Source organism: Limnospira indica PCC 8005 (genome assembly GCF_000973065.1).
GTDB classification, from domain to species: domain Bacteria; phylum Cyanobacteriota; class Cyanobacteriia; order Cyanobacteriales; family Microcoleaceae; genus Limnospira; species Limnospira fusiformis.
Genome location: NZ_FO818640.1, coordinates 1500015 through 1519941 on the forward strand (window position 1 = coordinate 1500015; position 19927 = coordinate 1519941).

Genomic DNA, 19927 nt, shown 5'->3' on the forward strand with positions numbered 1-19927 from the left:
CCTCGATCCAAGCAGTCTCCCCCTTGCACACGATGCGAATTCTGTTGGTCGAAGATGAGGCGGAATTAGGCTTGGCCATTAAGCAAGTTCTGGTCAATGAGAAATATATTGTCGATTGGGTGACGGATGGAGTGCAGGCCTGGCATTGTTTAGAAAGTCAGTGGACGGATTACACGGTGGCGATTCTGGATTGGCTTGTGCCGGAGTTGTCGGGTTTGGAGTTATGCCAACGCATCCGCTCTCACCAGAACCCCCTACCGATTTTGATGTTAACGGCTCTGGGACAACCGGAAAATCGAATTACTGGACTTGATGCGGGGGCTGATGATTATTTAGTGAAGCCTTTTGTGATGGCGGAATTATTGGCTCGTTTACGCGCTCTCCAAAGGCGATCGCCCACCCTCCAACCCCAAACCCTGACTGTAGGCGCATTTATGCTAGATTACGCCAACAATACCATCTGTAATCGACTCACCCAACCCCCAAAAATGATTCCCTTAACGGTCAAGGAATTTCAGATTTTTGCTTATTTAATGCAAAATCCCGATCGCATTATTCCGGGGAGTAAAATCCGCTATCAACTGTGGGATTTAGAGGAGGAACCCATCAGTAATGTGGTGGCGGCGCAAATGCGCTTATTGCGGCGCAAATTAGCCAGTTATGGCTGTGAATGCCCCATTGAAACCATCCGAGGTCAGGGTTATCGTTTTAATACCTCCCCGCGATGAATAGCTATCAACTGTTTCGCCATAGCAGAATCCGTCTGGCGCTTTGGTATGCGTTAGTGATGGGTGGGATTTTGGGCTTATCGGGGTTTGGGGTGTATCGCTCTCTGATTCAGTCGAATTGGACAGCGATGGAACGGGAAATGGAATCAATCGCCGGGACACTTCATGATAGCTTAGAACCCATGCTCCCTCAATCGGGAGAGCCAACAGGTATCCTACGACAAATTTTTCCCGATTTATGCCTACAAGGACAACCTTGTAACCATCACCCCACCTTAATTCAGCGTCATACTATTGGCATTAGCGATCGCAGTACCTACTATATCCGGGTGTTCAATCATCGCGGTCAACTTTTAGCCTTTTCCCCAAATCACCCTCTCCCCTTACCCCAAACCCTAAACCCCACACCTTGGCAAACCTTTCGCAGTGCGAGAGGGACGCGCTACCATCAATTCACTACCATTCTCCACAGTGGCAAGGTTAATCCTCAAACGCCAATGCACTTAGATTCCTCTTGGGGATATATCCAAATTGGACGCACTTTAGCGACGTTTGATGCAGAAGTTAATCGAATGAGGTGGATTTTAGGTTTAGGGTTTCCCTTGGCGTTAGGTTTAGTCGTGGTGGCTGGTTGGTGGCTTTCTGGATTAGCGATGGGGCCTATTTACCAATCCTATCAACAGCAACAACAGTTTACCGCCAATGCTGCCCATGAACTGCGCTCTCCCCTCGCGACTCTTTTAGCAACTATTGAGGCTATTTTACGGGTTCCCCCATCAAATCCCCAGCAAATGCAGGCGATGCTACAAACCCTTGAACGACAGGGACGACGTTTAAGCCATTTAATCGCCGATTTATTATTTCTCAGTACCTTGGAACATCACACATCTAGCCAAATCTTTAAACCCTGTTGTTTAAATGATTTAATTCATGATTTAACTGAAGAATATGCAGAATTTGCAACTCTGGCGGAAATTAATCTAATGCCAGAAGTTCCTGCTGAGGAAATTTATGTGTTAGGTAATGAATCTCAGCTTTATCGTTTAGTGTCGAATTTAATCGCTAATGCCATTCAATATACGCCTAAAGCAGGGGAAGTGGTGGTGAGTTTAATGGTGCGCGATCGCACGGCTTTAATTACAGTCCAAGATACAGGGATTGGCATGGCCGTAGCAGCCCAAACTCGAATTTTTGAGAGATTTTATCGGGTGGATAGCGATCGCTCTCGCCCAACTGGGGGAACCGGATTAGGACTAGCCATAGCACAGGCGATCGCTTATCATCATCAAGCATCTCTGACGGTCAAAAGTGAACTGGGAAAAGGCAGTTTATTTACCCTGCAATTTCCTTGTATAGCAGAACCCAAGTTGCTTAAAAACTTCCCCTCTCTGAAACGGTGAGTCTTTCAAGGGGATTTGAGATTAGAAGGGAATCGGATCGTCATCACCCGGAGTATCTGATTGAGATGGTTCAGGGTTAGGAGTAACGGGAGAGCGAGTTTCCGGTGCATCATATTCTAATCCAGAGGTTGGGGGATTAGGGCTCGTGCGGTTACGACTACCAAGGGGGACCACATTACTCGGGGCGGAACTGGGGGCGGAACTGGGGGCGGAATGAGTGTTGATCGGGGTTTCTGGGTTGCCAGATATCAAACTACTGATAGTATAAATCCGCGTCGCGACCAATTCGGCTCGCTTCTCTTTAAAGCCTTCGGGTCTTTCCACCACGTTCATCCCCAAGCGACCTTCGATGAGTACACAATCACCCACATGATAGTTTTGTCCAATTTCTTGGGCTGTATTTCCCCACCCAATTACTTTTAAGTGTGATGGGGGGTCATTGGGTCGGTTACTGCTGAACTCGACTAACATTTCGGCAATGGGTATTTGATTATCGGCTGTGTAGCGCAGTTGTGGTTCCTGAATAATTTTCGCGGTCAAAATACAGCTATTCATGCAAATTATATCTCTTGAAAACAGTAGGTTACAGCTAGTTATCGAGAATCAGGGCTAATAGTCTTCTCGGTTCATACCTTGAACTTGATTTACAAAATCTTGTACCATATTTCGGTATTCTCTGAGGGTAGCATCAGCCCAATCTCGATCGTCGCTGTTGGCATAGATATGGATTAGGGGTTCTCCAGCATCAGGAAGAATCAAAATCCAATTATCGTCTTGGTAGTTAATGAGTTTGACTCCATCGATCAATTCTAAGTTTTCTGGCGCATGGGTTTCTACTAGATGTCGCATGAGTGCACCTTTGACAGACCAAGGACAACGAACAGTATAGCGACGGTGTATGACATGGGGGAGATCGGTGCGAATTTGACCGAGCGATCGCTCCTGTGTGGTCAGAATTTCAATCATTTTGGCAATCGAGAACATGGCATCAAAACCGGGGTGCATTTGGGGGAAGATGAACCCCATATCACCACTACCGCCGAGTACGACATTAGGATGAGCTTGACAGGCTTCCATTAAAGCCGTGGGGTTGGCTTTAGTGCGGATAACTATGCCATCGTGTCGTCGGGCGATTTGTTCCACGGCGGAGGAGGCTTGAACGGGTACTACCACCGTGCTTCTGGGGTGAGCGGTCAGAACCATAGTCACCATGAGGGCGGTTAGTTCTTCTCCCCGAATCAGGCTACCACTTTCATCTACCAAAATGAACTGTTCGCCATTTGCATAGACTTGAACCCCGAAGTTAGCTCTGAGGGCTTCAACTACCCGGCCTAGTTGATCCAGTAGATTTTCGCGATCGCTTGGGGAAATAGCAATTTGATTTAGACTAGCATTGAGGACCACCGCATCGCAACCAAACTTAGCAAGTAGGCGGGGTAAAAGGGCTCCCGACACTGCATAGACATAATCTATGACCACTTTAGCATTGCTGTGGCGCAGCCCATCGATATTGAGGTGTCTTTCAAAAGCCGTGCGGTAGGTGTCGATCACCTCGCTGGGGTAAGTCATGTTACCAATTTCCGCCACCCCGGCGCGTCGCAGGTCTTCTTTGAAGTAAGCACCTTCGATTTTTTTCTCTTTAGCTTTGGTGATGTTAATGCCTTTGTTGTCGAGAAATTCAATCAGAATCTGATCCGAGCGATCTGGAGATAGACGCACATGAATACCGCCCACAACAGTGAGCTTACGAATCACCGTGCGGACTACCGGAATGGCTGTATCTTCTAGGTTAAGGACATTGACTCCCACGGACATCAAGCCAGAAATTAGCGATCGCGTTACCATCCGAGAAATGCGGCGTTGGTCACGGGATACCGCCACCGTAGCCACTTGTTTAAGGGTTGACCCGTAGGCTGCTCCCAATTTAACCGCAAATTCCGGTGTAATATCAATGTTAGCCAGTCCGAGAACTCCCCGTTGACCGAAAAGGTTACGCCTAGCCGTGTTTCCCCAAATTAAGTTAATGTTGAGGGTAGCGCCCGATTCAATTTTTTTGCTAGGCCAAACCCGGACATTGGGGCTGATCAGGCTTTCTTCTCCTACCGTAGATAACGAGCCGACCACTGACCCCTCTAGGACATGGGCGCGGCGGTCTACCCTTGCTCCTCTAGCAATCACACAGGCGCGTAAGTGTACATCTTCACCGATAATGGCTCCGTTCCAAACAATCGGGCGTTTAAGGTTGGCATCACTCCCTATGGTGACATTATCTCCGAGGATGGTTCCCGCTTCTATATGCGCTCTAGCTGCAATTCTACAGTTATTACCAATAATCACAGGGGCTTCAATGCGGGCATAATCATCGATATAGGTGTTTTCACCGACCCAGACTCCTGGCGATCGCTCTCGCACGTGAAAATCTAGCTTAACTTTCCCCCGTAGTGCATCATATTGGGATTCACGATAGGCTTCTAAGTGACCCACATCGCACCAGTAACCCTCTGCAATAAAGCCATACATGGGAACCCCTTTTTCTAATAACAGCGGAAAAAGGTCGTTAGAAAAATCGCATTCTTGATTAGGGGGCAAATATTCCAGCACTTCCGGTTCTAGGACATAGATTCCCGTGTTGACCGTATCGGAAAATATTTCGCTAGTCGAGGGTTTTTCTAAAAACCGCTTGATGCGTTGATTTTCGTCCGTAATCACCACCCCAAAATCGAGAGGGTTGGGAACCCGGGTTAATATCAACGTAGCTTTCGATTGTTGGGAAGTGTGAAACTTAACCGCCGCGCTGAGGTCAAAATCAGTTATGCTATCGCCGCTGATCACTAAGAAGGTACTGTCTAGGAGTTCGGCAATGTTTTTCACACATCCTGCAGTTCCCAGGGGTTGATCCTCTTCCACCGAATAGGTGATTTGAACGCCAAAGTCGCTGCCATTATGGAAGTATTCCCGCATGATGTCCGGTAAATAGTGCAGGGTAGCGATAACTTCCTGGAAATGGTGCCGCCTCAGTAGGTTAATGATATGTTCCGCAATGGGGCGATTCAGTATGGGCACCATTGGTTTGGGTAAATCACAGGTAAGAGGTCTGAGTCGTGTTCCTGACCCCCCAGCCATCAGCACTGCTCTCATAGTTCCTCCTGGCGACTTATTAAAGACAATATTAAACTTTTTCGGCTAATATTTAGCTTTTCTTTAGATTCATTTTGGTTTTGCGGACCGAATGCTGCCAAATATGAGATTTTTATTAATTTAGCCGAAAAATTCGAGTGTACAGGGCTAGATTGTATTTAATTTTACCCCTTTATGGGCAGCTTAGTTGATATAACTAAGTTCCATTTCACAGATGATTTGGAGGCAAGTATGCAATACACATTTAACTTGGTGGGAGTTTCTCCAATTCTTTCGTTTTTTTACCAGCAACAGCAGCAACAGGAACAACAGACCAGCGGCATTGAATATCTGGGCCATCGTCAGTGTACCCTGGATATGTTTCTTGAGTCAGTGGAAATGGTGGCATCCAAGCGAGGATGGCAATGCGATCGCGTTGTGGATACCGTGATTAATTTTTGGATGAATAATTCTGAGAGTATCCAGTATTGGAAAGGCCGACTGGAGGATGCTGGTCACGAGAATTTGCTAGTGGCGCGGGTGGCTGATTTAAAGTCTTTGCGGACTACTTTTGAGTCGTTACTTGATGCTTAATTGGTAGATGGGTCGTGGCGGGTGGTTTGAGGAAAAACAGAAAAAACCCGCCCGGTAATAGTCCCACATAAATACCGAACTATTGATATCATTTGTGATCGCACTCTTGAGGTAGTTTGCTGATGGGTGCGAGTTGTTTCGTGGCTTGATCTGATGTCTCGTGCTAAAGCGCTGCAATTTTATGTGATTACTCGGCTGTTGTTGGCCCCGCTGATGTTGTGGACGATTACTTCCGTGGTGTTTCTATTGTTGCGGGCGACACCCGGTGATCCAGTAGATGCTATTCTTGGCCCTAGAGCGCCTAGTGCGGCTAAGGAAGCCTTGCGATCGCAGTTAGGTTTGGGGGGGTCCTTGCTAGAACAATATATAAGTTATATGGGCGCTCTACTGCGCTTCGATTTGGGCATTTCTATAACTACTCAAGGACAGTCCGTCTGGCAGATTATTGGTGATCATTTTCCCGCTACCGTCGAATTAGCAGTTTTTAGTATGTTGGTCGCCCTCGTCGTGGGAATTACTGTCGGGGCTGTGGCCGCTTTTAAACCTAATACTATTTGGGACACTGGGGGACGCTTATTTGGAATTATTACTTATTCGGTTCCCGCTTTTTGGGCGGGGATGCTGTTGCAGTTGATTTTTGCCGTGTGGTTGGGCTGGTTTCCTTTGGGGACCCGTTTTCCGGTGACCGTGACTCCTCCTCCTAGTTATACCGGACTTTATACCGTTGATAGTTTGTTGAGTGGCAATTTGGGCGCTTTCTGGACGACTATATATTATCTGTGTCTACCCTGTGTGACTTTGGGGATTTTGCTGAGTGGCATTTTCGAGCGCATTGTCCGGGTGAATTTGAGACAAACTCTACAAGCTGATTATGTCGAGGCGGCGCGGGCGCGGGGGGTCTCCGAGTTACGGATTTTGCTGGCTCATGCTCTCAAAAATGCCATGATTCCCGTGATTACCGTTTTGGGGCTGACTTTTGCCGCTTTGTTGGGAGGGGCGATTTTAACTGAGGTGACTTTTTCTTGGCCGGGATTAGCTAATCGCTTGTATGAGGCTATTCGTCTGCGAGATTATCCCACAGTCCAGGGGGTGGTTGTGTTTTTGGCCGTAATTGTCGTGATCGCTAGTTTGGCGATCGATATTTTGAATGCTTGCATTGACCCCCGGATTCGCTATTAATTGCTTCTCAGAAAATATACTTAGTTATTAATACTTAGTAAATTTTGAAGAGACTTTAATAAATTTTAACAAACTAAAAGGCACTGGCAGTGTATAAATGATATTTGAAGGGGTGAGAAGGAAGGCGAATGTTGGTTTATGAAGTTTCATTAACATTTGTATCAAAATATTAAATTCTTCTCATAAACCGCGTACAATCTTTTAAGATTTCAGAAAGTGTTCTAGGATACTTGAGAAATGGACCACGGGGCAATTGTGAAAAGCCTTTGTCCAGGGTTCACCCCGGAAGGGGTCTGAGGAGATGGCACCAGTGGATTGATTGTAGTAATCATTCATGGTGTGTAGAATCCCAAGCTAACTCTAAGCAAGTCAACAAGTAGGAGATAAGTCCATGTTTGATGCCTTCACCAAGGTGGTTTCTCAGGCTGATACTCGCGGCGAAATGCTGAGTACAGCTCAAATCGATGCTCTGAGCCAAATGGTTGCTGAAAGCAACAAACGTTTGGATGCCGTTAACCGCATTACTAGCAACGCTTCCACCATCGTTTCTAATGCTGCTCGTTCTTTGTTTGCAGAGCAGCCCCAACTGATTGCTCCCGGTGGAAACGCCTACACCAGCCGTCGTATGGCTGCTTGCTTGCGTGACATGGAAATCATCCTGCGTTATGTTACCTACGCTGTGTTCGCTGGCGACGCAAGTGTTCTCGAAGATCGTTGCTTGAACGGTTTGCGTGAAACTTACCTGGCTTTGGGAACTCCCGGTTCCTCCGTTGCTGTCGGTGTTGGCAAAATGAAAGAAGCTGCTCTGGCGATCGTTAACGATCCCGCAGGTATCACTCCTGGCGATTGTAGCGCTTTGGCTTCAGAAATCGCTAGTTACTTTGATCGTGCATGTGCTGCAGTTTCCTAATCAAGCAGATCCATAGCATATAACAATTGAAACAGTTTAGCTGAAGTCTAAGTGACTGGACTTCTGTTTGTTACCTAATTTTTTGTAAACCAATCGGGAGATAACTCGAGAATGAAAACCCCCCTAACCGAAGCAGTTTCTATCGCTGATTCCCAAGGTCGTTTCCTAAGCAGCACCGAAATCCAAGTGGCTTTTGGCCGTTTTCGTCAAGCCAAAGCTGGTCTGGAAGCTGCTAAAGCTTTGACCTCTAAAGCTGATAGTCTGATCAGTGGTGCTGCCCAAGCAGTGTACAACAAGTTCCCCTACACCACCCAAATGCAGGGACCTAACTACGCGGCAGACCAACGCGGTAAGGACAAATGTGCTCGTGACATAGGCTACTACCTGCGGATGGTAACTTATTGCCTGATTGCTGGTGGAACTGGCCCCATGGATGAGTACCTGATTGCCGGTATTGATGAAATCAACCGGACTTTCGAGCTTTCTCCAAGCTGGTACATTGAAGCCCTGAAATACATCAAAGCTAACCACGGTTTGTCTGGTGACGCTGCTGTTGAAGCTAACTCCTACCTCGACTACGCGATCAACGCCCTAAGCTAGGTCTTTTTTTGCGTTGCCCGGAACGGTAAATAGCTGTTAGCAATTGGGTTATCAGTTATTTAGCAGTCCGGGCATATTTTATTAAAGCGGGATCAGCTTGGTAAAATCGGTATCCGAGATTACCTAACCGATTAAAAAGAGTTTTTTCTCTATAACGTCAAAAAATCGGGAGAAGATTAATAATGGTTGGTTTAGCAGAAGCAAGTCGCCTAGGAATCAGAGCTTTTGAAGAGTCTGAGCGAGTGGAACTGCGCCCTAACTTCACCGAGGGTGATGTCCAAGCTGTGATTTGGGCTGCATATCGTCAGGTGATGGGTAATGAACACCTGATGCAACGGGAGCGCTTAACAAGTGCTGAGTCTTTGTTGCGCCAGGGTGAAATTACGGTGCGGGATTTCGTGCGAGCGTTAGCTGTTTCGGAACTGTACCGGAAAAAGTTTTTTTATGGGAATAGCCAAGTTCGGTTTATTGAGCTGAACTATAAGCATTTGCTGGGTCGGGCTCCTTATGATGAGTCAGAAATCGCGTTTCACGTTGACCTGTATAACGAGGAAGGCTACGAGGCTGAGATTAATTCTTACCTCGATTCTCCTGAGTATTTGGAAAGTTTCGGGGAAAATGTAGTTCCTTACTACCGTGGTTTTGCTACCCAACGGGGTCAGTGGACTGTGGGATTTAACCGGATGTTCCAACTTTACCGGGGATACGCGAATAGCGATCGCGCTCAAAATCAAACCCAAGGACGTTTAACTTGGGAAGTAGCTCGCAATACATCTTCGCCGATTTCTCCAGCCGGGAGCGGACAAGCTCTGGTGGGGGCTAATGGTGGCTCGCGCGGTCAATTGTATCGTGTGGTAGTAGTACAAAAGCCCACACAGTTGACACCGAGAATGCGTAAAGCTACAGCAGAGTATACAGTAGCCTACGAGCAACTTTCAGGACAGTTGCAGCGGATCAACCGCATGGGCGGACGGGTCATCAGCGTGACCCCTGCTTAGAACAGCAAGTTGTTAACTGTTAACCAGTTAATAACAATAGCATAATCAAGTTAGATTGTCTAGGACTAAATCCGCAAGTAATTCGGTTGTGATCATAGGAGGATTTTAGTGGCCATTACAACCCAAGCGTCTCGGTTAGGGACAACAGCTTTCCAGGAGAGTTCTCTGGTAGAGTTGCGCCCCAATTGGAGTCGTGACAATGCCCAAGAGGTAATTCGTGCGGTATACCGTCAATTACTGGGTAATGATTATCTGATGAGTTCTGAGCGCCTCACGAGTGCGGAGTCACTGTTGTGCGATGGTAGCATCACAGTACGGGAGTTGGTGCGGTGTGTGGCGAAGTCAGAGCTTTATAAAAAGAAATTCTTTTACCCGAATTTCCAGACCCGTGTAATTGAACTAAATTACAAACACCTGTTGGGTCGGGCTCCCTATGATGAGTCAGAGGTGGTTTTCCACTTAGACTTATATCAAAACGAAGGGTACGATGCCGATATCGATTCTTATATTGATTCTCCAGAATATCTGGAGAGCTTCGGCGAAAATATTGTTCCCTACTACCGTGGTTTCGAGACTCAGCGGGGACAGAAAACGGTTGGTTTTACCCGGATGTTCCGCCTATATCGGGGTTATGCTAATAGTGATAGCGCTCAAGGTGAAGGCACTATGTCTCGTCTGGCGCAGGAACTAGGTGCTAACCGCGCTTCTGTGGTAGTGGCTCCTTCTGGGGATTCGGATGGTTGGTCCTATCGTCCATCTGGACAGAGTGTGGCTCCTAGCACTGGATTCAGCCAAGGTGGAGTTCTGCAAGCGGGACGGACTTACCGTGTAGAGGTTTCTGGAATCCGTGAGCGCCGTTATCCCAGAGTACGTCGTTGCAGTAAGGCTTTTATTGTTCCTTATGATCAGCTTTCGGCACAACTGAGGGAAATTCAGCGCCAAGGTGGCACAATTGCCAGCATTACGCCTATTTAGAATGGCAAGAGAAAACTTGATTGTTTTGGGAGATTAATAGGGACAATGTTGGGTTACATCAGTGCCGGAAAAATGGGCAGTAGTCCTTCGGGCGCTCGCTTCTTCAAATATGAAGTGGTGGGAATGCGTCAGAATGACGAAACCGACAAGACAGAATATCAGATTCGCTCGAGTGGGAGTCAATTTGTAATTGTTCCTTACAATAGGATGAATCAGGAAATGCGGCGGATTAACCGCATGGGTGGTAAAATTGTTAGCATTGAGCCGATGACTACCGATAATACGGTGTCTGAAGCTGAGGGCGAATAATTTAGACCATTCAATTCTGATTTTCATGCAGGATTCTGAATCAAAAACCCCAGGTGCATCCCCCCTAGTGGGCGCAGATAATGCGCCTTTAACTGGGGGAGAAGCTGAAGGGGGTGATGCTTGGACAGTAGAACAGGCGATCGCCGCCCTAAACCATCAAGAACCAAATCGTCGCTATTATGCGGCTTGGTGGTTGGGGCGTTTTCGTGTGTGTGATGCGATCGCAGTTGATGCCTTAATTATGGCCTTGGATGATGAGTCCGATCGCACTAAGGACGGGGGCTATCCTTTACGCAGAAATGCGGCTCGGGCTTTGGGTAAATTGGGCGATCGTCGCGCGGTGACTCCCCTAGTCAAATGTTTAGATTGCCAAGATTTTTATGTGCGGGAAGCGGCGGCTCAGGCTTTAGAAGGTCTGGGAGACTCTAGCTGTGTTTCTGCTTTGCGTGGGTTATTGGTGGGTGGAGTAGAAGATACTGCACCGATAGCGGGTAAACCCCATTTAAAACAGCCTTATGACGCAGTAATTGAAGCCATAGGAACTCTGGGCGCAACTGAGGCGTTAACTGATATTGAACCTTTCATAAACCATCCGATCGCTAGAATACAGTATGCGGCTTTAAGGGCTATGTATCAGCTTACGGGTGATCCGGTTTATGGCGATCGCTTAATTGCAGCTTTGCGGGGGGAAGATTTACAATTGCGACGCAGTGCTTTAATGGATTTAGGGGCGATCGGATATCTTCAGGCCGCCGAACCTATCGCCAACACCCTAGCTGAAAATAGCCTGAAACTAATTGCTTTACAGGGAATTCTGGAACACCATCTCAGTCAAATTGGGGAAAAATGCCTATCTGAAGAGGCAGTTAAAATCATGAAGCTGATGGATTCTCTATTATGACAAAGGTTGAGGAACTAATTTTAGCGGTTGAACAGGCGGACTCTGCTGGAAAACTGATAGGCGCGGTGTCACAATTGGCCGCGACTGGTTCTGTGGATGCAGTACCAATGTTAATTCGTGTTTTGGGTTATAACAACCCTGGCGCGGCGGTGGCTGCAGTTGAGGGATTGATAGCCATTGGTAAACCTGCTGTGGTTGGTATACTAGAGAGGTTAGATGGTTATAACTATGGTGCTAGGGCTTGGGCGGTTCGCGCTTTGTCTGGTATTGGTGATCCTAGGGGTTTAGATGTTTTGCTGGAGGCGGCGGGTAGTGATTTTGCTCTGAGTGTGCGTCGTGCTGCGGCGCGGGGTTTGGGAGCAATTCGCTGGGAGGATATGTCACCAGAAGCAGTCTCTGAGGCTAAGGAAAGAACCCTAAAAACTCTGCTGCATACTTCTGAAGATACGGAATGGATCGTTCGTTATGCAACGGTTGTGGGTTTGGAAGGTTTGGCGGCTTCTGAGGTGGATAAACCCCATTGGTTTACACAGGTTTCGCAAAGGTTGGAGGGGATGGTTAATAATGATGAAACTCCGGCGGTTTCTGCTAGGGCTAGTCTGGCTAGGATGAACTTAGGGATTAGTTAATAATTAGTTGCTTTTGGGATGTTGAGATTATACCGTGACCTACGAACCGCTTCACCACAAATATCGTCCCCAAACTTTTGCAGATCTGGTGGGTCAAGAGGCGATCGCTCAAACTCTGACTAATGCGATCCGATCGCGGCGTATTGCTCCGGCTTATTTATTTACAGGTCCGAGGGGTACTGGTAAAACTTCTAGTGCGCGGATTTTAGCGAAATCTCTTAACTGTCTACAAACTTCTAACCCGACAGAAACTCCCTGTGGTATTTGCGAGGTCTGTCGGGGTATCACTACGGGAGCAACTTTAGATTTTGTGGAGATTGATGCTGCTAGTAATACGGGGGTTGATCATATCCGGGATTTAATTGAACGGACGCAGTTTTCCCCGGTTCAATGTCGCTATAAGGTCTATGTAATTGATGAATGTCTGACGGGTGATGCTCTGATTTTAAGCGATCGCGGATGGCTGAGAATTGATGATCCGACTCTCCAAGAATGTCGAGTTCTTAGTTATAATGAGTCTACTCAACAATGGGAATGGCAGCAGGTTTTACGCTGGCTTGACCAGGGGGTTCGTGAGACTTGGAAAATTAAAACCTTTCAGACGGAAATTAAATGCACTGGTAATCATCTGATTAGGACAGATAAAGGCTGGATAAAAGCGGCAAATATTACCCCTAAAATGAAAATATTATCACCGGAAATTGATGCGGCGGTCAAGACGGCATTACAAGATGTAGAATCTATCGAAAAGTTAGGGGTTAATCATGTCTATGATATTGAGGTAGAACATAATCATAATTTTGTGGCGAATGGTCTGCTAGTTCACAATTGCCATATGTTGAGTACAGCGGCTTTTAATGCTTTACTGAAAACCCTAGAAGAACCACCTGATCGGGTGGTGTTTGTCCTGGCGACTACAGACCCTCAACGGGTTCTCCCGACGATTATTTCTCGATGTCAGCGCTTTGATTTTCGGCGCATTCCTTTACAAGCCATGGCGACTCATTTAGAAACTATCGCCGCCAAGGAAAACATTGCTATTACACCGGAAGCGGTGATGATGGTGGCTCAAATTGCTCAAGGGGGATTAAGGGATGCGGAAAGCCTGTTAGACCAATTAAGTTTACTGTCAGGTGAAATTACGGTTGAACGGGTTTGGGACTTGGTTGGGGCTGTTCCTGAACGGGATTTGATGACATTATTAGAGGCGATCGCAGAGGGTAAAGCGACGGCAATTTTAGACCAAACCCGCGAGTTACTGAACCGGGGTCGAGAACCTTTAATTTTGCTGCAAAATCTGGGGGAATTTTACCGGGATTTATTAATCGCCAAAACCGCACCAAATCGCCAGGATTTAGTGAAACTTACTCAACCAACTTGGGAAAGTTTATGCGCCTTTTCCCAACGCTGGGAACATGAAATTATCCTGGCTGGTCAAAAACATCTCCGCGATAGCGAGGTACAGATTAAAAATACCACTCAGCCGCGTTTATGGTTGGAGGTGACTTTATTAGGGTTATTACCGGAGGCTTTGCGTCCTCAAACGGTATCTACAGGGGTGGTAAATGTACAGCCTCAGCCTATCTCAAATCAGCCTACCTCAAAAATGAGGTCACAGCCTGTTTCTCAGCCTCCTGCGCCTGCTCAACCTGTCTCACAAGCTGTTTCTGTGCCGGATGCACCCCCGCCGCCACCCCCGCCGCCACAGCCTACTACTGCTAATCAAGAGGAAGCAGTAAACTATAGTCTGGAGGAACTTTGGGAACAGATACTTAGTGCGATCGAACAATTGGGAACTCAGGCTTTGATGCGTCAACATGGCTGTTTGCGATCGCACCATGGTAATGTAGTCTGTATCGGGCTTAAATCCAATCCATTATTGAAAATTGCCCAGGCGAAAATCTCTAGTTTAGAAGTTGCTTGTCAGAAGGTTTTTAATACTAAAATTCAGGTAAATTTAGAAGTGGGAATGGGGGCAGTTTCTCCTGGGGTTGAACCCGAGAAAAAACCGATATCTGAGAGGGTACAATCGCCGCCACCCCCACCACCAGAACCCCCGCCACCTACTCGGAAACCAGAAACTGAGAGACCGCCGGAATTAACAACTCCTAAAATTGAGGATATTTCAGTTAAAGTAGCTGATAATGACAATAATTCTCCGGTTGATGATGTGGCTATGGCGGCTGAAAAACTGGCAGAGTTTTTTGATGGGGAAATTATCCCTTGGTATCCCGAAAATACACAGGTGACAACTGTTTCTTCTTCTTCTGTAGCATTGGAGGATACTATAGAGTTTTATTCTCCAGAAGATGATGACAGTGAAGATGATGTACCCTTTTAAGTCTTACTGGAAAAACCCGATTTCTTGACACTGTTGAATAAAAAATCAAGCGTATAGCCATAGTTACCCCTAGAGATAAGGATAAGCGATCGCCATAAGTTTGTCAAGAGGTTTGGGAGAAACTCGGTTGTTTTGAGAGATGCTTAGAAACCCGGTTTCTGGGAGAAACCGGGTTTCTTTAGAAGCGATCGCCATAAGTTTGTCAAGAGACTGGGAGAAACTCGGTTTTTTGGTTGACTCTCCAGTTCACAGGAGACTTTAAAATCAATGTATAAAATTGTCAAAGGTAAATTTTCGCTATGAAAACCACTCATTTACAAGTGGGGGGGATGAGTTGTGCATCCTGTGCATCCCGCATTGAAATAGTAGTGAATAGACTTGATGGAGTTAATCAATGTCAAGTTAACTTTGGTGCTGAACAAGCTGCTATAGATTATAACCCAGAAGCGGTCAGTTTAGAGGTAATTGAACAAGCGATTTCTGACGCTGGATATACAACCAAACCTTTAGGGGGTTTAGGAAACTTAGAAAAGCCGGGAGAATCCGAGAGTGATGCCGAGGAAAAAGCACTAATTAAGAAGGTGGCATTTTCGGGATTTGTGAGTTTATTCTTGATGATTGGTGGCTTACCAATGATGACAGGTTTAGACATCCATTTTATACCGGGTTGGCTGCATCATCCCTGGCTGCAATTTGTGTTAACTACTCCGGTGATGTTTTGGTGTGGTCAAGGTTGTTTCACGGGTGCAATTAAAGGATTTAAGCAGCGTAACGCTGACATGAATACTCTAACTTCGATTGGTACGGGTGTGGCTTATGTTTACTCGGTGTTTGTGACGTTATTTCCTAATGTTTTGTTGAGTCAGGGATTGAGTCCCGATGTTTTTTATGAGTCGGCGGCGATGATTATTGCGTTGGTTTTAGTGGGGAGATGGTTAGAACATCGCGCCAAAGGGAAAATGTCAGAAGCTATCAAAAAATTAATAGGATTACAGGCAAAAACTGCTCGTGTAGTTCGTAATGGTAAGGAGGAAGATATCGCGATTGAATTGGTGAAGGTTGGGGATATTGTGATAGTTCGTCCGGGGGAAAAAATCCCGGTTGATGGAGAGATAATCGAAGGGCGATCGACTGTAGATGAATCGATGGTGACGGGGGAAAGTGTCCCGGTAGAAAAGCAGATTGGTGATGAAGTGATTGGGGCGACAATTAATAAAACTGGTAGCTTTAAGTTTACGGCTGCACGGGTGGGAGAAGAAACTGTTTTGGCGCAAATTGTGCAGTTAGTAAGACAGGCGCAAGGTGCAAAAGCACCGATTCAAACATTAGCAGATCAGGTAACTAGCTGGTTTGTCCCGGTGGTGATAGCTATAGCGATCGCCACTTTTGTGATCTGGTTTAATTGGACGGGAAATATTACCCTAGCTATAGTGACTACGGTAGGTGTATTAATTATCGCTTGTCCTTGTGCGTTGGGATTAGCGACTCCGACCTCGGTAATGGTTGGGACGGGTTTAGGTGCGGAACATGGTATTTTAATTAAGGGTGGAGACAGCCTAGAATTAGCGCACAAAATCCAGACTATAGTTTTAGATAAAACGGGAACTTTGACGGAAGGTAAACCGAGAGTAATTAATTATATCACTGTGGGAGGAACCACTAATAATCATGAGTTAAAACTGCTGCGGCTGGTGGCGGCGGTGGAAGCCAAATCCGAACATCCTTTGGCTGAAGCGATTGTGGAATATGCGAAATCTCAGGAGGTGGAATTCCCTTTACCGGAAGTAGTGGAATTTGAGGCAATGCCGGGAATGGGTGTACAGGCTAAGGTGTCCGATCGCTTAATTCAAATTGGTACTTCTATATGGATGGAAGAATTGGGGATTGATACGAGTATTTTTAAGGAAAAACAAGGAAGTTGGGAAACCCAAGCACAAACGAAGGCTTGGATTGCTATTGATGGCGAAATAGAGGGATTATTGGGGATTGCAGACAGTCTAAAACCTGCTTCCGTAGCAGCGGTAAGGGCTTTAAAATCGATGGGATTACAGGTGGTAATGGTAACGGGAGATAATCAGAAAACTGCGGAAGCGATCGCCGAACAGGTAGCTATAGATAGGGTATTTGCACAAGTGCGTCCCGACCAGAAATCAGAGATTATTAAATCCCTGCAACAAGAGAGGCTTAAAAGCTCTCAAAAACAGGCGATTGTGGCAATGGTGGGAGATGGAATTAATGACGCGCCAGCTTTAGCGCAAGCTGATGTAGGAATGGCGATCGGGACGGGAACTGATGTAGCGATCGCCGCCGGAGATATTACTTTAATTTCGGGAGATTTACAGGGGATTGTGACGGCGATTAAACTGAGTCGTGCTACCATGAAGAATATCCGCCAAAATCTGTTTTTTGCCTTTTTCTACAATACAGCCAGTATCCCCCTCGCTGCTGGAGTTTTATTCCCGCTAACCAATTGGTTACTTAATCCTATTATAGCCGGGGCGGCGATGGCTATGAGTTCCGTTTCTGTGGTTACCAATGCGTTAAGATTGCAGCGAACTCGGTTATAGAAACAAATCCCAAATCACTAGGTAGATTAATCATGCTTTATGTACCCAGTAAATAGATCCGGAACCAAAATGAAAGTTAGAATAATCAAGAATTCTTTGACGATGTTAATGTTATTAGGTGCGATCGCATCTATTCCCGTGGAAGCGATCGCATCACCGCACCATCATGATCATGGTGGTGGAGAATATGGTAAATTTAGTAAAATCGAACAACCCCTAGGCTTAAAAGTAGGTATCACCCTAGCCGGGATAGGCTTAATTGGGTTAGAGTTGTGGTGGTTTATGTTCAGCGAACCTCCCAGGAAAAAGTCTAGTGATTAGGTTCGCCAAACCGCCATCTGTGAGAAGATATTGGTGAGACTATGTTGATCAATCAACCGTCCCCTGTCAACTCAGATTAATATGAAGCTGAAGTCGTTTTTCATTCTGCTAGGTATCGCCACTGCGACCCTGCTACTGGTAGGGGTGAGTTTCTTCCTGACGCTGTTAGGTGAAACTCCCCTATCATTATTGGGGGCTAAAGCCAAAACCATTCCCACAGCGACAGTATTTGTGCCAAAAAATGCGCCGTTTACAGCATCGTTGTTGGTCAACCCCGACCGCCTGGAAGCCTTCCGCCAGGTATTAGCTGAACCGAAACAAAGACAGCGATCGCATCAGGAATTTAACCGATTTAAAAAGATACTGCTAGGAAATACAGGACTAAATTACCAACGGGATATCAAACCCTGGTTAGGAGAGGAAATAACCCTGTCTCTGATCGCCGCAGATATTGATCGCGATAGTAGTAATGATAAACAACCGGGATATCTTCTTGCCCTCACCAGCCAAAATCCCCAACAGAGTCAGGAATTTCTGGAATTATTTTGGCAACGACAAGCGGTGTCGGGAGTAATGGTAACCTCGGAAACCTATCGAGGGGTAACTATTACTTACCGCCAAAGGGAGTCGGTAGAATTAGCGCCCACATTAGCGACAGCAGTATTAAGCGATCGCTTTATTTTATTTGCTAACTATCCAAAAGTATTGCGGGAAGCCATTAATAATTTCCAGGTATCCACCCTCAACCTAGCCAACTCCGAGAGTTATCAAAAAGCGATCGCCGCTTTAGACTCCAGCCAAATTGGATTAGTATTTTTAAATTTAGGGAATTGGGAATTAACCCCCGATGAAATCAACGCCCTACCCATTCAACCCAGTTTAGCCCTAGGACTGACCCTAAACCCCCAAGGATTATTAGCAGATACAGCCATAATTGCTACCACCAGCGAAGAATTTGAGCCGCCGTTATTGTCGGAACCCCCCACAGCCTTAAAGTATATCAGCGCCAATAGTCCCCTAGTAGTGACCGGACGAGATTTAAAAGATTTGTGGGCGCAAACCTCCGGGACTATCGGGAGTAATGAGACCTTGGGGGGAGTTTTAAGACGCGCGCAGGTTTCCATACAAGAAAGTTGGGGTGTTGATTTACCCGAAGATATTTTTAATTGGGTAACAGAAGAATACGCGCTCGCCTTAGTCCCCCACCCCATAGGCGATCGCAATGATTGGGTATTTGTTGCCAAACGGACTCCTTTAGCCGAAACTGCTATCGAGGCTTTAGACGCGATCGCCACTGAGAGGGGTTACAGTGTCGGGAGTTTTGTATTAGGGGACTATACCCTATGGGCTTGGACACAACTTAAAACTGTTCCGATCAAGTCTAAAAACAAGACCAGCGCCAGAAAACAGATGATTGAGGCGGAACCCAGAGGAGTTCACGCCACCGTTGGGGATTACGAAATTTTTGCCACTTCTGTTGAGGCGATCGATGCTGCAATTCATGGGGTGGAAACTGGAAACATTCTGACTAATCCTGAATTTAGCAATAGTCTCAAGTTACTCTCCGAGAAAAATGATGGCTATTTTTATATTGATTGGGATGTCAGTCGGGACATTTTACGCCAACAAATGCCTTTGCTAAGATTAGTGGAATTATCCGCCCAGCCTTTCTTTAATCATTTGCGATCGCTGACTATCAGCGCCAGAGGTCGCGAAAATGGCGTACAAAAAGCCACAGTTTTCGCCCACCTCCAATAAACTCCTAGTTAGTTGTCTATCCAAAACATCCAGGTTGGGCAATAATAGAAATAACTCCTCACACTTGATGTTAGCGCGTGTATTTAGGAGAATCATCAAATGAACCGTCGTCTTAATGTAGCCGGACTAGGTGTTGTAACTACCTTGTGTTTATCCTTGGTAGTACAGCCAAAAACCCTTAATGCTTCCGAAACAATTACAGGACTTATTCTCGCCCAAAATCGTCCGGCTGCTTCTACCTATAGCCCCGGACCTTGGCAACCTGTCGCGCGAATTAATCCACAACGGTCGGTTAACCTAACCCTAGTCAATCAATCTAGTGTCACCCTAGAGTATGGTTTGACTACCACCGAAACCGCCAATTTAGCCAATGGACAAAGGATTAGTTATAACAACATTCCCCTAGACTCCTATTTGGTGATTAACCCCTTAGTTGCTTCTTTGAGTCTGCAATATAACCTAGAAGTTGTTAATAACAACGTCACCCTTACAATTCGACCCAGTGGCGACCAAGCTGGGTTACGCACTGTTAATATTCAATCAACTGGAGGTATTTTTATTTACTAAATTCTGATTTAGTTAGTCACAGGTGCGTCAGTT

The 19927-nt window shown here is 46.3% G+C and carries 19 protein-coding genes; 16 read left to right on the forward strand and 3 right to left on the reverse strand.

All coding sequences use genetic code 11. The features are described from left to right. The first annotated feature begins 32 nt into the window (after window positions 1–32). Together rppA and rppB are read left to right on the forward strand one after the other, a co-directional pair. Window positions 33–728 (forward strand): two-component system response regulator RppA, encoded by a 696-nt coding sequence (rppA, locus tag XZ46_RS06690; protein WP_008049227.1) that lies wholly within the window; start codon window positions 33–35, stop codon window positions 726–728. After that, entirely contained in the window at window positions 725–2128 is a 1404-nt protein-coding gene (gene rppB, locus XZ46_RS06695) for a two-component system sensor histidine kinase RppB (RefSeq protein WP_008049228.1), read from the forward strand. The genes rppA and rppB overlap by 4 nt, the downstream gene beginning before the upstream one ends. Before the next feature lie 21 nt (window positions 2129–2149). Here rppB and XZ46_RS06700 read toward each other — a convergent pair whose 3' ends face one another. Further along, window positions 2150–2683: a single-stranded DNA-binding protein gene (locus XZ46_RS06700; protein ID WP_006620881.1), complete on the reverse strand. Its 534-nt coding sequence runs from the start codon at window positions 2681–2683 to the stop codon at window positions 2150–2152. Window positions 2684–2737: 54 nt separating this feature from the next. Further along, a complete protein-coding gene (locus XZ46_RS06705) occupies window positions 2738–5266 on the reverse strand; it encodes a mannose-1-phosphate guanyltransferase (protein WP_048894972.1) in 2529 nt (842 codons plus the stop codon). A 231-nt stretch (window positions 5267–5497) separates the two neighbouring features. On the opposite strand from XZ46_RS06705, the gene XZ46_RS06710 reads away from it, so the two are divergent. The 10 genes from XZ46_RS06710 to dnaX all read left to right on the forward strand — a co-directional run bounded on the left by XZ46_RS06710 (window position 5498) and on the right by dnaX (window position 14681). Next, entirely contained in the window at window positions 5498–5839 is a 342-nt protein-coding gene (locus XZ46_RS06710) for a hypothetical protein (RefSeq protein ID WP_006618342.1), read from the forward strand. Between the two features lie 153 nt (window positions 5840–5992). Continuing rightward, on the forward strand, window positions 5993–7018 hold the full coding sequence (locus XZ46_RS06715; RefSeq protein ID WP_006668090.1) for an ABC transporter permease: 1026 nt from the start codon (window positions 5993–5995) through the stop codon (window positions 7016–7018). A 391-nt stretch (window positions 7019–7409) separates the two neighbouring features. Beyond that, a complete protein-coding gene (gene cpcB, locus XZ46_RS06720) occupies window positions 7410–7928 on the forward strand; it encodes a C-phycocyanin subunit beta (RefSeq protein ID WP_006620877.1) in 519 nt (172 codons plus the stop codon). Between the two features lie 111 nt (window positions 7929–8039). Then, on the forward strand, window positions 8040–8528 hold the full coding sequence (cpcA, locus tag XZ46_RS06725; RefSeq protein ID WP_006620876.1) for a C-phycocyanin subunit alpha: 489 nt from the start codon (window positions 8040–8042) through the stop codon (window positions 8526–8528). A 182-nt stretch (window positions 8529–8710) separates the two neighbouring features. Further along, window positions 8711–9526, forward strand: coding sequence for a phycobilisome linker polypeptide (locus XZ46_RS06730; protein WP_006620875.1), 816 nt, complete (start codon window positions 8711–8713; stop codon window positions 9524–9526). Between the two features lie 108 nt (window positions 9527–9634). Further along, window positions 9635–10501, forward strand: coding sequence for a phycobilisome linker polypeptide (locus tag XZ46_RS06735; RefSeq protein ID WP_006620874.1), 867 nt, complete (start codon window positions 9635–9637; stop codon window positions 10499–10501). A 45-nt stretch (window positions 10502–10546) separates the two neighbouring features. Continuing rightward, window positions 10547–10810: a rod-capping linker protein CpcD gene (cpcD, locus tag XZ46_RS06740; RefSeq protein WP_006620873.1), complete on the forward strand. Its 264-nt coding sequence runs from the start codon at window positions 10547–10549 to the stop codon at window positions 10808–10810. A 25-nt stretch (window positions 10811–10835) separates the two neighbouring features. Further along, on the forward strand, window positions 10836–11711 hold the full coding sequence (cpcE, locus tag XZ46_RS06745; RefSeq protein WP_006620872.1) for a C-phycocyanin alpha-cysteine-84 phycocyanobilin lyase subunit CpcE: 876 nt from the start codon (window positions 10836–10838) through the stop codon (window positions 11709–11711). Next, on the forward strand, window positions 11708–12340 hold the full coding sequence (gene cpcF / locus XZ46_RS06750) for a C-phycocyanin alpha-cysteine-84 phycocyanobilin lyase subunit CpcF (RefSeq protein ID WP_006620871.1): 633 nt from the start codon (window positions 11708–11710) through the stop codon (window positions 12338–12340). Before cpcE ends, cpcF begins: the two co-directional genes overlap by 4 nt. 34 nt (window positions 12341–12374) lie before the next feature. Continuing rightward, window positions 12375–14681: a DNA polymerase III subunit gamma/tau gene (dnaX, locus tag XZ46_RS06755; RefSeq protein WP_008049233.1), complete on the forward strand. Its 2307-nt coding sequence runs from the start codon at window positions 12375–12377 to the stop codon at window positions 14679–14681. Window positions 14682–14750: 69 nt separating this feature from the next. Here dnaX and XZ46_RS37485 read toward each other — a convergent pair whose 3' ends face one another. Continuing rightward, window positions 14751–14876 carry a hypothetical protein gene (locus XZ46_RS37485; RefSeq protein ID WP_257720190.1) on the reverse strand — a complete coding sequence of 42 codons (126 nt, stop codon included), beginning with the start codon at window positions 14874–14876 and terminating at the stop codon, window positions 14751–14753. Between the two features lie 104 nt (window positions 14877–14980). Here XZ46_RS37485 and XZ46_RS06760 point away from each other — a divergent pair, with 104 nt between their 5' ends. The 4 genes from XZ46_RS06760 (at window position 14981) to XZ46_RS06775 (ending at window position 19894) form a co-directional block, all read left to right on the forward strand. After that, window positions 14981–17248 carry a heavy metal translocating P-type ATPase gene (locus XZ46_RS06760; protein ID WP_008049238.1) on the forward strand — a complete coding sequence of 756 codons (2268 nt, stop codon included), beginning with the start codon at window positions 14981–14983 and terminating at the stop codon, window positions 17246–17248. Between the two features lie 69 nt (window positions 17249–17317). Then, window positions 17318–17569, forward strand: a complete 252-nt coding sequence (locus tag XZ46_RS06765; RefSeq protein WP_008049239.1) for a hypothetical protein — start codon at window positions 17318–17320, stop codon at window positions 17567–17569. A gap of 81 nt (window positions 17570–17650) precedes the next feature. Further along, complete coding sequence (locus XZ46_RS06770; protein ID WP_006620864.1) at window positions 17651–19327, forward strand: DUF3352 domain-containing protein; 1677 nt, start codon at window positions 17651–17653, stop codon at window positions 19325–19327. 99 nt (window positions 19328–19426) lie between these two features. After that, window positions 19427–19894: a hypothetical protein gene (locus XZ46_RS06775; protein ID WP_008049241.1), complete on the forward strand. Its 468-nt coding sequence runs from the start codon at window positions 19427–19429 to the stop codon at window positions 19892–19894. The last annotated feature ends 33 nt before the right edge of the window (window positions 19895–19927 follow it).